Origin of the sequence: Belliella buryatensis (genome assembly GCF_900188245.1) — a bacterium.
Classification (GTDB): domain Bacteria; phylum Bacteroidota; class Bacteroidia; order Cytophagales; family Cyclobacteriaceae; genus Belliella; species Belliella buryatensis.
This window is the reverse complement of record NZ_FZOK01000003.1, coordinates 247,870-261,339: the sequence shown is the minus strand read 5'-3', so window position 1 is coordinate 261,339 and position 13,470 is coordinate 247,870. Positions and strand designations below refer to the sequence as shown.

The 13,470-nt window shown below is 39.2% G+C and carries 13 protein-coding genes; 6 read left to right on the top strand and 7 right to left on the bottom strand.

Going from position 1 to position 13,470, the window contains the following annotated elements; genetic code table 11:
* Positions 1-6: 6 nt before the first annotated feature.
* The 3 genes from tatC to CHB66_RS04760 all read left to right on the top strand — a co-directional run bounded on the left by tatC (position 7) and on the right by CHB66_RS04760 (position 2,221).
* Positions 7-855 (top strand): twin-arginine translocase subunit TatC, encoded by an 849-nt coding sequence (gene tatC, locus CHB66_RS04770; protein WP_089238495.1) that lies wholly within the window; start codon positions 7-9, stop codon positions 853-855.
* A gap of 4 nt (positions 856-859) precedes the next feature.
* Positions 860-1,297 carry a ribose 5-phosphate isomerase B gene (rpiB, locus tag CHB66_RS04765; protein ID WP_089238493.1) on the top strand — a complete coding sequence of 146 codons (438 nt, stop codon included), beginning with the start codon at positions 860-862 and terminating at the stop codon, positions 1,295-1,297.
* Positions 1,298-1,429: 132 nt separating this feature from the next.
* Positions 1,430-2,221: a M15 family metallopeptidase gene (locus CHB66_RS04760; protein WP_089238491.1), complete on the top strand. Its 792-nt coding sequence runs from the start codon at positions 1,430-1,432 to the stop codon at positions 2,219-2,221.
* 34 nt (positions 2,222-2,255) lie between these two features.
* Here CHB66_RS04760 and CHB66_RS04755 read toward each other — a convergent pair whose 3' ends face one another.
* Genes CHB66_RS04755 through CHB66_RS04745 form a run of 3 tightly spaced genes read right to left on the bottom strand, consistent with a single transcriptional unit; the run spans position 2,256 to position 6,571 of the window.
* Positions 2,256-4,724 carry a bifunctional UDP-N-acetylmuramoyl-tripeptide:D-alanyl-D-alanine ligase/alanine racemase gene (locus CHB66_RS04755; RefSeq protein WP_089238489.1) on the bottom strand — a complete coding sequence of 823 codons (2,469 nt, stop codon included), beginning with the start codon at positions 4,722-4,724 and terminating at the stop codon, positions 2,256-2,258.
* Positions 4,725-4,768: 44 nt separating this feature from the next.
* Positions 4,769-5,818, bottom strand: a complete 1,050-nt coding sequence (locus tag CHB66_RS04750; protein WP_089238487.1) for a lysylphosphatidylglycerol synthase transmembrane domain-containing protein — start codon at positions 5,816-5,818, stop codon at positions 4,769-4,771.
* Between the two features lie 3 nt (positions 5,819-5,821).
* A complete protein-coding gene (locus tag CHB66_RS04745; RefSeq protein ID WP_089238485.1) occupies positions 5,822-6,571 on the bottom strand; it encodes a segregation and condensation protein A in 750 nt (249 codons plus the stop codon).
* Positions 6,572-6,758: 187 nt separating this feature from the next.
* Between CHB66_RS04745 and dxs the strand changes: the two genes are divergently transcribed.
* Positions 6,759-8,675, top strand: a complete 1,917-nt coding sequence (gene dxs / locus CHB66_RS04740) for a 1-deoxy-D-xylulose-5-phosphate synthase (protein WP_089238483.1) — start codon at positions 6,759-6,761, stop codon at positions 8,673-8,675.
* A gap of 76 nt (positions 8,676-8,751) precedes the next feature.
* Positions 8,752-8,985: a DUF2442 domain-containing protein gene (locus CHB66_RS04735; RefSeq protein WP_170932430.1), complete on the top strand. Its 234-nt coding sequence runs from the start codon at positions 8,752-8,754 to the stop codon at positions 8,983-8,985.
* Between the two features lie 17 nt (positions 8,986-9,002).
* Here the strand turns inward: CHB66_RS04735 and CHB66_RS04730 are convergent, their stop codons facing one another.
* Positions 9,003-10,091: a BF3164 family lipoprotein gene (locus CHB66_RS04730; RefSeq protein WP_089238481.1), complete on the bottom strand. Its 1,089-nt coding sequence runs from the start codon at positions 10,089-10,091 to the stop codon at positions 9,003-9,005.
* A 124-nt stretch (positions 10,092-10,215) separates the two neighbouring features.
* On the opposite strand from CHB66_RS04730, the gene CHB66_RS04725 reads away from it, so the two are divergent.
* On the top strand, positions 10,216-10,992 hold the full coding sequence (locus CHB66_RS04725; protein WP_089238479.1) for an alpha/beta fold hydrolase: 777 nt from the start codon (positions 10,216-10,218) through the stop codon (positions 10,990-10,992).
* A 263-nt stretch (positions 10,993-11,255) separates the two neighbouring features.
* Here CHB66_RS04725 and CHB66_RS04715 read toward each other — a convergent pair whose 3' ends face one another.
* The 3 genes from CHB66_RS04715 to CHB66_RS04705 all read right to left on the bottom strand — a co-directional run bounded on the left by CHB66_RS04715 (position 11,256) and on the right by CHB66_RS04705 (position 13,436).
* Complete coding sequence (locus CHB66_RS04715; RefSeq protein WP_089238475.1) at positions 11,256-11,597, bottom strand: type II toxin-antitoxin system HicB family antitoxin; 342 nt, start codon at positions 11,595-11,597, stop codon at positions 11,256-11,258.
* Positions 11,594-11,836, bottom strand: coding sequence for a type II toxin-antitoxin system HicA family toxin (locus tag CHB66_RS04710; protein WP_089238473.1), 243 nt, complete (start codon positions 11,834-11,836; stop codon positions 11,594-11,596). The genes CHB66_RS04715 and CHB66_RS04710 overlap by 4 nt, the downstream gene beginning before the upstream one ends.
* A 181-nt stretch (positions 11,837-12,017) precedes the next feature.
* Positions 12,018-13,436: a DASH family cryptochrome gene (locus tag CHB66_RS04705; protein ID WP_089238471.1), complete on the bottom strand. Its 1,419-nt coding sequence runs from the start codon at positions 13,434-13,436 to the stop codon at positions 12,018-12,020.
* Between the last annotated feature and the right edge of the window lie 34 nt (positions 13,437-13,470).

The following is a 13,470-nucleotide window of genomic DNA, read 5'->3' as shown; positions in this document are numbered from 1 at the left end:
TTTCAAGTGGCATTAGATCAGTATAGAGACGAGGAGGAAGACGAAGGCATGTCCTTTTTGGATCATTTGGAGCAATTGCGTTGGCATTTGCTCAGATCCGTAGCGGCGGTTTTGATTTTCACAGTGGCAGCATTTCTTGCCAAGAGCATTGTATTTGGAAAAGTAATCCTAGGCCCGTCCAAGGTTTCTTTTGTGACCTATCAGCTGCTATGTAAGATCTCAGACGCACTCAATATTCCAGCACTCTGTATCGATACACTTCCCTTCACCATCCAAAGTCGTCAGATGACGGGACAATTTTCCATGCACATTACCTCAAGTTTGGTTGTGGGCTTGGTTGTGGCTTTCCCGTATCTTTTCTGGGAAATCTGGAGATTTATCAGCCCAGGCCTTTACAGCAAAGAGCGTCAAGCAGCAAGAGGTGCTGTGTTCTTTGTGAGTTTATTGTTTTTTACTGGTGCTGCTTTCGGCTATTTTATCCTTTCACCATTATCGATCAACTTTCTAGCAAATTATCAGCTAGACCCATCCATTCTCAACGAATTTGATATCACTTCATACGTAACCACAGTGGTGATGCTGGTCTTGGCTTCTGCCTTGATGTTTCAGCTACCAGTAGTGATATATTTTCTGTCTATGTCTGGACTGGTTTCTGCGGCTATGCTCAGGTCATATAGGCGACATTCTATTGTGGTGATATTGGTAATTTCAGCGATCATTACCCCACCTGATGTCATCAGTCAGATTATCATTGCGATGCCTATCATGGTCTTATACGAAACCGGGATTATGATAGCAAAGCGCTTGGAAAAGAAGAGGGCGTTAGAAGAACAAGAACTCAGCGAAAATCAATAAAATCATGACTAAGAAAATTGCCATAGGCGGAGACCATGCAGGTTTTGCTTACAAGAAAGACCTTATCTTCAAATTAGAAGAAGCAGGTTATGAGGTTAAGGACTTTGGCCCTTACTCAGATGCATCAGCAGATTACCCGGATTTTGTGCACCCACTTGCAGTAGCAGTAGAGTCAGGGGAGTATGAGCAAGGGATTTTGATCTGCGGTAGCGGCAATGGTGTAGCCATCACAGCCAATAAACACCAAGGTATCCGTGCAGCTTTATGCTGGAATCAAGATTTAGCAGCTTTATCTAGACAGCACAACGATGCCAATATTTTGGCACTACCAGCGAGATTTATCTCTTTTGAACTAGCCACAGAATTGGCGATGATTTTTCTAGAGACAGAATTTGAAGGTGGCAGACATGCCACGAGGGTAAATAAGATTGCCTGTAAATAATACGAAAGCGAGGTGAAAATCTCGCTTTTTATGTTAAAAATCAGTGGTTTACCTTGCTTTTCCCTAATTATAATCGTAATTTTTTTGAATAGTTTTTTAAAAAGTAATTTTTAACTAGAAAGCAAGGATGATATGAATACAAAAGAAGTAGCAGTTTTTGTTCAATCTTGGTTACAAAAGCAAGGGCTTTACAGAGGAAGGATTGATGGTATTCCAGGGCCTATGACTCAAAGTGCCATAGATGCCTCAGGGCAGGTTCCTAAGAATTGGTCAGCGCGAAGAAAGCTAGTAGGCATGCTGCAATATATCACTTTGCAATATGGTCAAAACCCTGGACCCATTGATGGATATTATGGCCCTAATACCCAGTATGCTTTTGAAAATACACAATATATCATACTGCAAGACAGCCCTCCACCAGCATGGCGCCCGGAAGAACTTGCCTTACAAAAAAGTAAATGGCCCAAACAGTATAGCGCTGAGTTTGACCAATTCTTTGGTCCTAAAGGCTCAAGTTTAACTTATGCTGAATCTCCATACGAACTGAAGATTGCATGGAACCCAAATCAGAGGATTTGGAGATTTTTATGTCATGAAAAGGTCAAATCAAGCATTGAGAAAGTGATGCGAGCTGTTTTGGACCATTATGGTCTTGAACGGGTTCAAGAGTTGAGATTGGATTACTTCGGCGGTTGCTACAACGACCGGAGTATCAGAGGTGGTACCCTACCCAGTATGCATAGCTGGGGAATAGCGATAGACTTTGATCCCGCCAATAATCAGCTGAGATGGGGCAGATACCGGGCTACATTCGCCAAGCAGGAGTACCAAGCATGGTGGGAAATCTGGGAAGCTGAAGGTTGGGTCAGTTTAGGTAGACAACGCAATTTTGATTGGATGCATGTACAGGCGGCGAGTTTGTGATCATTATGAAATCAACTCTCAAATACTTTAATTACTAATCCAAGTAATAAACTCGCTTTACCCTGCTGCTGATATTGGTCAATAATTCATAGGGGATTGTACCGATTTGATTGGCGAGTTCTTTGAGAGAGATACCAGGCCCGTAGATCAATACTTCGTCCCCTTCCTTGACCTCTATGCCTGTGATATCTACCATGCACATGTCCATACAGACATTGCCGATGATTGGAGCTTTTTGACCATGTATGAGTACATAGCCTTGACCATTGCTGAATCTTCGGTCATATCCATCTGCATAGCCTATGGCAATGGTGGCGGTTTTACCAGAGTTCTTCATTTTACCTTTTCGGCCGTAGCCGATCGTTTCTCCTGCTTCGATCGTTTTGATCTGTGAAATGGTCGTTTTTAAAGAGGAAATCGGCCTCAGGGCGGAATCATAAAGCCCATTCACTTCTACTCCATACAAGCCTATACCTAAGCGAACCATGTCAAATTGGTATGCTGGATATCGAATAATGCCCGCGGAATTGAGTGCATGGCGAAGAGGCATAAATCCCAAAAAAACCGAAATCTGTGAGCACATTTTTGAGAAAAGCTCCAGTTGCTTGATCGAAAAATCTTCGTGAGTAGCTTCATCCGCACCTACCAAGTGTGTATACAAACTAGCGACTATTAATTCTGGAAACTGCTGAATCAGCTCCTTCAGTTCAGCCAATTGGCTGATATCGAACCCAAGACGGTGCATCCCAGTATCCAAGTCTAGATGAATCTTCATACTGACATGCTGTGTCCTACAATATTTGCCCAATTGTCTGAAAAAGGAAGGGCTATAGACCACGGGCTCTAGTTCATGCTTCTGTAATAGATGAAAAGCATCCTGAGAAGGGTTGAGTACCATGATGGGAAGTTTGATGCCTTGTTCTCTCAGCGCTACTCCTTCATCTGTGTAGGCTACAGCCAAGTAATCAGCTTTGAGCTGTTGGAGGTGATTGGCTATCTCAGTAGCCCCTCCGCCATAAGCAAAAGCTTTGACCATCACCATGATCTTGGTACTTGGATTTACTTTGGTCTTGTAGAAATTATAATTGTGCGTCAGCGCATTGAGGTTGATCTCTAAGGTGGTTCCGTGTATTCTTTGCTGTAGCTTGTTGACAATCCGCTCAAATCCGAAATCCCTCGCACCAGTGACTAAGATCAAGTCATTTTCAAAAGTATCTTCTCGTAAATCCACTAATAGCTCTTCAGTATTAGAATAGAATCGTTGCTCACAGGACAAGAATTCTCGCAAACGCGATATATCTAGTCCAACTCCTATCAACAAATCTATCTGGTAGAAATGGATTAAGTTTCCCACTTCCTGATAGACTTCATCCGCTTTCCCTACCTGCATCAGGTCAGATAGGATCAAGACTTTTCTATTTTTTGGCCTTTGGGCAGCCATAAAATCCAATGCCAGTTTGAGTCCTGCTAGGTCATTGTTGTAAGTGTCATCGATGATGATGCTCTCATTATAGCCGGACTTGAGGGTCAAGCGCATATCCACTGCCTTCAGGTGATTGATACCCTCTTGGATTTGTTGCTCTGACATTCCTAAGCTGAGCGCCGCGACGATGACATGTCGTATATTTTCCAGAGAAGCTTCATCAGCAAAAGCTACTTGAAAAGTAAACATGCCCAAATCAGGTTTGAGTAGGATGATTTTGGTTCTTTCTGCTTCTTTTTTGATAGATAGTGTATAGTCTGCACCGGGATGTTCAGACCATGAAATCAATCTACTTGATTCAAATTTTTGTTCAAGATAGGCAGCAACAGCAGCTTGATCTTTTCTGTATATTAGGTATCGAGCATCCTTGAAAAGCAGTGCTTTTTCTTGCATCTTTTGCTGCATGGATTCAAAACCTTCTTCATGAGCTGTGCCGATATTACTGAATATTCCAATGTCTGGCTTGATGATCTCTGCTAGGGCTGGCATTTCATTGGGCTTAGAAATACCTGCCTCAAGGACAGCTACTTGGTGATATGCTTCTATTCCAAATACCGATAGGGGTACGCCGACTTGACTATTGTAGCTTTTAGGGCTTTTGGCTACAGCAAATTGTTGAGACAAGATCTGCCCAAGCCATTCCTTGATAATGGTTTTACCATTGCTTCCGGTAATAGCTACTACAGGCTTATCAAATAACCTTCTTTGGTAGGCAGCTAGCTGCTGAAGGGCTTTTTTGGTATCATTGACATGAATCAAGTTTACTTCTTGGCTAATGGCACTGTGTGCTTGATAGCCTTTTTTGACCAGAAAATTTCTCACGCCCAAATCAAATAGCTCGGGAATAAAATCATGACCATCAAACTTCGCTCCTTTCAAAGCCACAAAAAGTGATTGTTCAGGTTGAATGACAGCTCTAGAATCGATGATGATGTGTAGCACTTCAAGCACTTCCACGAGGGATTCATGGGTGTTGCTTACGATTTCACTGATCTCTTGTAGATTGAGTGCTTTGAACATTATTTTTTCATTTGAACCCTATACAATTAAGGATGATGCGACTATTATTTTTTCTTGAAGAAAACCTGACGGATCCACTTAGGAAGGAAAATCGCTCCTAAAATCAAATATGGATAATAGGATAGCATTCTCCATAAGATACTCGTGACAAATGTGTAGCCAGAAAGGAATTCTCTGAAGAATTGACTGAAGAAAAACTCAGCAGTACCGCTACTACCAGGTGTTGGAGAAATCATCATCACGATCCACATGATCACCTGTCTAGCGAATATTATAATATGCTCTGTCCAAGACAAAGATTCGTAAGCTGAGATCAGTGCATTGAGCATTAGATATCTTGAACTCCAGATAAAGATCGTTGCTCCGATGATAGGTAGCCAATAGTCTTTTTTCTTTCCTTTGAGCTCTTTGGATGCTTCAATGATCTGATTACCATATTCGTGGGCTGCATGCTTCCACTTAACGAGCCACTTGATAGAGTAGATTTTCAACAAGACCCATTTAAATACCCTCGGTCTATAGAATAGTGCAGCAGCCATTACCACAGAGTAGAGTGTATACAAGCCATAGCTGCTCCAAAAGAGGATTTCTAAGCTATTGCCCAAGCGCATTTCCATAACCCTGCTGGCTGGGAAAATCTCTCCTTTGGCTAGAAAGAGTATGATTGGTGCACCAATTACAAAGAACAAGTTGTCTAAAATAGCAGTCACCATTACATAAGCGATGGCCTTACCTAATTTGATTCCTTCTTTGTTAAGAATAAATATCGCTACAGCCGTACCTCCCACAATGGATGGAGTCACCGCCGAGGCAAACTCCCATAAGATAATTACATAGATCGCCCTGACCCAAGTAAGTTTTTTGTCTGTGATGGTTCGTATGCGGTAGACATAGCCAATATCTCGGAAAAGAATAAAGATCACAGCAAGGAAGATTCCTAAGAAAGAGGCATCAAAGACACCTCTAAGTGTTTTGGCATTTACATTCGGATCTAAGTAAAACATTAGAAACACAATAGCAAGTCCAATCAGCACAGGAACCCAGACCTTATTGGGGTTAAGCGTCTCAAAAATCTTCTTATTATCTAACTTCATACACTAAGCCGTGGTGACTGGCTCCGTTTTTTCTACCCAGAAATTATTAAAACCTTCTCCTATCTTGATGGTAACCATAGAAAGCTGAAGGAGTTCCAAAATTGCCAAAAAAGTGTAGATGACAAATATTTTATCCGGTTTGTATTCGATGAATTCTGTGAAAGGCACTTGAGCTCTGAAACTTACTTTTTCCAAGACAAAATCTTTCTGTTGTTCAATGGTGTAAGGATATTGGATGACTGTATGCTTGGTTTCATCTGTTCTAGCGGTAAACTTGGCCATTACTTTTTGGTATACCCTTAGCATTTTGTAAAGATCCAAATCTTGTACTTCTGCTTCTACATCGTCTATTTTTGAAAGTTGCTTGAGCTCTGCGGTGATGTTGCCTCGTTTTTCTTTTGAAAGTTTGGTTTCCTCCATTAAAGCCAAATCACCTATGACAGATTTATATTTTTTGTATTCTAGCAGGTGTCTGACCAATTCCTCCCTCGGATCGATTTCCTCTCCTTCTTCATTGAGCTGAGGTCTTGGGATTAGCATCTTGGATTTGATTTTCATTAGGGTGGCAGCAAATAAAATAAAATCACTGGCTACTTCTATTTCCATTTTCTCCAATTGGTGGATGTATTCCAAAAAGTCGTTGGTGATCTTGGAGATAGGGATATCATAGATGTCCAGCTCATCTCTCTCGATAAAGAAGAGCATCAGATCGAAGGGTCCTTCGAAAAGAGGCAATTTGATCTCAAAACTCACTGGATACTATTTTATTTATCTTAATTTTGCAATTCTCAGGCATTCAAAGATATCTAAATAAATGCTAAATTATATCTCTGTGAAGATAAATATGCGGTTTCTAATAGATATGGCTTGAATATTGAAAAGTACAAAAACAATCATAACTTGAGAGAGTTTATTACTTTTAAAAGTCAAAAGCTTCAAAATGATCATAACACCAGGCAAATTACTCGCTCAGATCGACTCCCCAGCCGATCTAAAGAAATTCTCTAAAGATCAATTGGTACAAATCTGTGATGAACTACGTCAATTTATTGTAGATAATGTGTCTATTTACGGAGGTCACTTTGGGGCGAGTTTAGGTGTGGTTGAATTGACCGTTGCATTGCACTATGTACTGAATACTCCGGAAGATCAGTTGGTATGGGATGTAGGGCATCAAGCCTATGGTCACAAAATCCTTACTGGCAGAAAAGATCAATTTCACACCAATAGAATTTATGGAGGGCTATCTGGTTTTCCTAAAAGAAAAGAAAGTGAATATGATACTTTTGGCGTAGGCCACTCCAGTACTTCGATCTCAGCAGCTTTGGGGATGGCTGTAGCTTCTAAGTATAAAGGACAAAAGCAAAAGCAACATGTAGCTGTCATTGGTGATGGCTCAATGACTGGAGGGATGGCTTTTGAAGCAATGAATCATGCTGGTGTATCTGATACTAACTTGCTGATTATTTTGAATGACAACTGTATGTCAATTGACCCCAATGTGGGCGCACTCAAGGACTACCTTACTGATATCACTACTTCTCAGACCTACAATAAGGTTAAGGATGAAGTTTGGAATTTGCTAGGAAAATTCAGCAAGTTTGGTACCTCCGCTCAAGAAGTGATTTCTAAAGTAGAAGGCGCGATTAAGTCCACCTTGCTCAAGCAAAGCAACCTTTTCGAATCGCTTAACCTCAGGTATTTTGGCCCAGTAGATGGACATGATGTCAATCACCTAGCAGAGATCCTTGAGGATATGAAAAATATCCCAGGTCCTAAAATTCTTCACTGTGTGACAGTCAAGGGTAAAGGCTATGCTCCAGCAGAAAATGGCAACAAAACCACTTGGCATGCACCAGGATTATTTGACAAAGTAACTGGCGAAATATATAAAAAGACACCAACCGCACCTCAAGCACCTAAGTATCAAGATGTATTTGGTCATACACTTGTAGAGCTAGCCAAGGAAAATGATAAAATCATGGGGATCACCCCAGCAATGCCCTCAGGTTCTTCTCTCAACATCATGATGAAAGAAATGCCAGATAGAGCATTTGACGTTGGAATCGCTGAACAGCACGCTGTAACTTTTTCTGCCGGTTTAGCTACCCAAGGCCTGATTCCTTTTTGTAATATTTACAGTTCTTTCATGCAGCGTGCTTATGATCAAGTTGTACATGATGTCGCTTTGCAAAATTTGCAAGTTGTATTCTGCTTAGACAGAGCTGGATTTGCTGGCGCTGATGGACCTACACACCATGGTGCCTATGACATCCCTTATTTCAGATGTATCCCAAATATGGTAGTGACTGCTCCGATGAATGAAGAGGAGCTGAGAAATCTGATGTACACCGCTACGCAATATCAAGGCCCATTCTCCATTCGCTACCCTAGAGGTCAAGGAGTGATGCCAGAGTGGAGAACAGCCATGCGCGAGATTCCAATCGGTCAGGGTAGAGTTGTAAAAGAAGGTGAAGAAGTAGCCATCTTGACAATCGGACACATAGGAAACTATGCGGTGGAGGCGACAGAAAAACTTGCTGAAGAAGGCTTGAATCCTGCGCACTATGATATGCGATTCGTGAAGCCCTTGGATGAAGAGCTGCTTCAAGAAATCTTCGGAAAGTTCAAGAAAGTGATCACTGTAGAAGATGGAGCGCTGATGGGAGGCTTTGGTTCTGCTGTAATAGAATGGATGACTGATAATGGGTATTCAGCTCAAGTGAAGAGATTAGGGATTCCTGATAGAATAGTAGAGCATGGAGAGCAAATCGAATTACATAGAGAATGTGGCTTCGACCCAGAAGGAATTGCAGATGCTGTAAGGGAACTGGTTGAAGTACAGGTGAAGGGTTGAAATTAAAAGATACTTGATCTGTCACGGCGGGTAAGTTAGTAGATATAAGTCTTTCCAATTCAAGCTTTATCTTGATATGAAAAACTTTCCAATCCATAAATCTCCTTTAGCAAAAAAAGTCTGGTTTGACAAAACCAAATTCTATGTATTACTCGATGATGAAAGAGAAATAGGGATACCTTTAGAATGGTTTAGAAAACTCAAATCAGCTAGTACTGAAGAACTAAATCAATATAGACTGATCGGAAATGGAGAAGGAATTCATTGGGAAGTTTTAGACGAAGATATTTTAGTAGAGGCCTTGCTGTAAATTCAGCAAGGCTTTTTTTATTTCTTTAAAATATCTGGAATATCAAAATATGCAATATTCGGATCTTTGTCGGTTGTTACCCCAAATATTTTCCCTGCTGTTTCATCTACAGTTATAGCTCTTAATGACCTATCTAGATTAAGAACTATCACAGGCTCTCCAATTAATGAGAATACAAAAATTTTCCTTGCTAAAATCCCTGTCTCTCTAAATTCATTTTCTCTTATGCCACCATATAGCGCATAAATATAATTTCTTGTTATACTTACATCCCTGTACCGGTATGGGTTACTTTTTATATCTAGGATTAATTCCGATTTATTAGCAGGACCGACAATATCAAATGGTGGAATGTCTAAATCAGGCCCATCTATGACCACAAATTTTTTGGTATGATAGTCAAAAATTTCTAGTCTATCTCTATGTACACACGCAGTAATAAAGTATCTTTTTGATTCATCACCAATGAACCAACTTGAGTTAAGAGTACTGAGTAAATAGTTGTCCATTTCTTGTTTGGTTTTAACAGGCTCCCATTCACCATATCCAGCTATTTTTCTTCCATCTTTGTGATATTCGACTAATCTGTTTGGTTCATCAATTGAGACTCCCAGGTACGTCGAATCTGAAGAACTAATCATTCGAATCATTTTAAAAAAACTCTCAGGCTGCCTAAATTGCTCAACAGAATAAGGTGATTGATCAAGTAAATTGAACCTTGATATTTTTTTGTCCACTGCGCTATACGCCCAGAAATTATCCTCATCAAAACCAACGTCAATTAATGAAACATAGGGAATCTCGTTAGGCCCGAACCCTATTACACCTTTTTGATTAATATGTTCAAGGGTAATAGGATTATAAATGTGGATAAAATTATTTTCTTCTGGAATCTTACTGTCTTCAATTACGAAAATATATTTACCCTCTTTGCCAGAAATATTGTATGGATATAATAATTCAGGTAATTCTCTCTTTGCAGAAAAAATATTTATTTCAGGAACATCTTGAGGTTTAAAAATTACATATTTATCAAAATATAGGTTTTCTTCCTGATTTGAACAACCCAACAATGTTAATAGAATAAAAGGGAATAGTTGTTTCATAAATTTTCTAAATAAGTATCAATTACTGGATCTATCTTTATTTTTGATAGCATTTATAAACTATACCCCATAAAACTAAGAATTATTTTATAAATTCAAATACTATATACTAATATTTTAATTTATGATCTCTTTTACCAAACAAGGCGCTGGAAATCCAATCATCTTACTTCATGGATTTTGTGAAACGAAGGAAATGTGGAAAACTTTTTCCGTACAACTTTCAGAAAGCCACACTGTTTACTGTCTTGATCTACCTGGTTTTGGTGAGTCATCATTAAAAGCTTCACAATTGAACCTTGAAGAAGTAGCAGTTACCCTTCATGATTGGATGGAAGAACAAAAAATCCAAAAGCCTATCATCATAGGCCATTCTCTTGGAGGTTATGTTGCTTTGGCTATGGCGGAGTTGATGGGTTCGGAGCTTGGAGGTATCGGATTGTTTCATTCCACGGCATTTGCTGATGACCAAGAAAAAAAGCACACCCGAGATAAAACCATAACATTTATCAAAAAACATGGTGTGGAAAAGTTCATAGACTCTTTCGTTCCCCCTCTCTTCTCCGCTCAGCATCAAGTACGATTGGAAGAAGAAATCGCTACCTTGATTCAATACGGAAAAAAGACAGCTAAGAAAACTGTCATCGCATACATCGAAGCCATGCGAGACCGAAAAGACAGATTTGAAGTGTGGAAAACTTTTGGAGGCGCAAAACTAATGATCGCCGGCACCTTAGATCCTGCTATAAAAATAGAGGCAAGCAAAGAACATGAAGCATTTGCTACTGCCTACCATGAATTAGAAGGAGTTGGACACGTGGGGATGTTTGAAGAGAGAGAGTTAAGTTTAGAATATGTTCAGACTTTTTTAGCGAAAGCTTCAAATCAAATGCTTAAGTAGTGAAAAAGAATAATTGGTTAAAAAGATATCCAAACTACAAAAACTATTTTCTTAAATTAAGTCTACCTATAAGTTTACTTGGAGGAGTTTCACATTATTTTCTTATGATCAGATTTGATTTTGAAAATGTTGTACAAATGAAAGAGATTTTTGGATCAATATTGTTTGTGATTTTTATGATAATCGCTGACTATTTTACATTCTACAGACCCAATAGAAAATTTCATGTTAATAAAAATGAATGAAGTTTAAATTCATCTTAATCACACCTCCTCTTTCTCAATATGTAATCTAATAGCCTCAGCTACTATATTATTCAAAGATGTTTTTGCCTCCATAGCCAAGAGTGCAGCTTTTTGGTGTAAGGTTGAAGAAATTCTTACATTAAAACTACCCTTAAATGGTTTCTCAGGAGAAATCCCATTTTGTTTACAATCTGATAAATAGCTGTCTACAGCCAACTTAAAATCTTCTTCAAGAAGCTTTCCAGTCTCTCCTTCATATGAAATAAGCCCCTTAATACCAATTACTTTCCCATACAGCATACTATCTTCAGGACTGTATTCGATACTTCCTGTATATCCTTTATAATTTAGATGTTTCATAGTTTTAATAATTCCTTAATTTGTTTGAGTTGATACAGCTTCATAATCCCGTTTGGATGAGGTTTATGTAACATAATTGGCGTGCCATGTTCATCTTGAAATCTAACTCTAGACCCAGCTGTCTTGCCAACTTTAATCTCTTCAAAACCAAAATATCCAAGAAGCTTGACAAGCTCATCGTAATGAAAGTCTGATGGCATATTCAAAAACCTACTTAGAAGCTTAGCTTTTTTTGACATAACTCAAAGTAACCAAATATAGTTGCATTTTACAAACTGAAATGCAAGATTTTTAATAAGAAGATTATACTAACTTTGGATACATAAATCATTAAAAATATTTAGGCTTAGTTACAAACTACGCTTAGTCGGGGTCAACTTCCCTTTGCGTTTCCCAGCCTTCTTTTGCGGTTTAATCAAATTAAAACTTCGGTATTTTGACCATCGGATGTGGATAAGTGCCTCCTAGGGAAACACCTGATTCCTTCAATTGCTTTGTGGATAACTCGAAAGGTTGATGGATGTCAAATCCCTGAATCGGATCAAGTTCTGGTATCCAATGACGAATATACTCTCCCTTTCGATCGTAATTATGCGCTTGTTTGAGGATATTGAAATACCTGTTTTCTCTAGGGTCATTTCCAACTCCAGCAACATACATCCAATTCCCCCAATTGGAACAAACATCGTAGTCTATCAATTGACTTTCGAAATAAGCTGCACCCCACCTCCAATCAATATTCAGGTCATTGACTAAAAATGAAGCTACATTTTGCCTTCCGCGATTAGACATAAACCCTGTCGCATTCAATTCCCTCATGTTCGCATCTATGAATGGAATACCCGTATTTCCTTCAGTCCATTTTTGGAAAAGCTGTTCATTTCTTACCCAGTTATCCACAGTGTTTTTGATTCCTGATACTTGGAATATCTTGTTTCCATGCTTTTTAGCAATAAACCTGAAGTAGTCTCTCCAAATTAACTCAAAGATCAACCAATAAGTAGACTGATTTTTCTTTCTTTCCCTTTCGTAGCGCTTGACTTCTTCATAGATGAACCTTGGAGATAAACAACCCAATGCCAACCAAGCTGAAAACTTACTGCTGTAATCAGCACCCAAAAGACCATTTCTAGTTTCTTTGTAAGTTTTTAAGCAGTCATTCTCCCAGAAGTAAGTTTGGAGTCGCCTGATTCCTTCATCCTCTCCACCTTCGAACACAATTACAGCCTGAGATGAATTGGCAGGTTTCTCCAAACCATATTTTGACAACAGAGGCATTTTACCCCAGTTGATATTTGGCGAATTTATCTTTTGAGGTTTTGGATACGTTTTCCTTATTTTAGAAAACTTCTCACATTCTTTTCTAAATTGAGTAAAAACCTCGGGTGTCTGATTCACAGGAAATGGTAAATCCTCCATGTGGAAAAGTGTACTTTGCCAAAAAGTGAATGTTTCAATCCCCAATTTCCATAAAGCACTTTCTAAAGCCTCTTCCACTTTTTTTTCCTCGGAAGTTACCTCCTCGGAAAAATAAACACCATGAACGCCATGTTCCCGAGCAATTTTGGGAATCAACTCTTCAGGATGACCTTCTAAGACCAATAAATCCGAGCCCAATTCCTTAAGTTTCTTTTTCAAATTATCCACTGACTCCATCAAGAATTTTGCTCTATGACTCCCTGTCTTGGGAATACCTAGATCTAGACTCTTAAATTGTCGTGGGTCAAAGCAGTATACTGGAATTATTTCATCCCCTTTTTCTACGGCTGAAAATAAGGCTGCATGATCATGCAGCCTTAAGTCATTCCTAAACCAAACTAATAAACGCTTATAATTCATTATATATAAAACCTACTGTTTATATAAAGTGTTT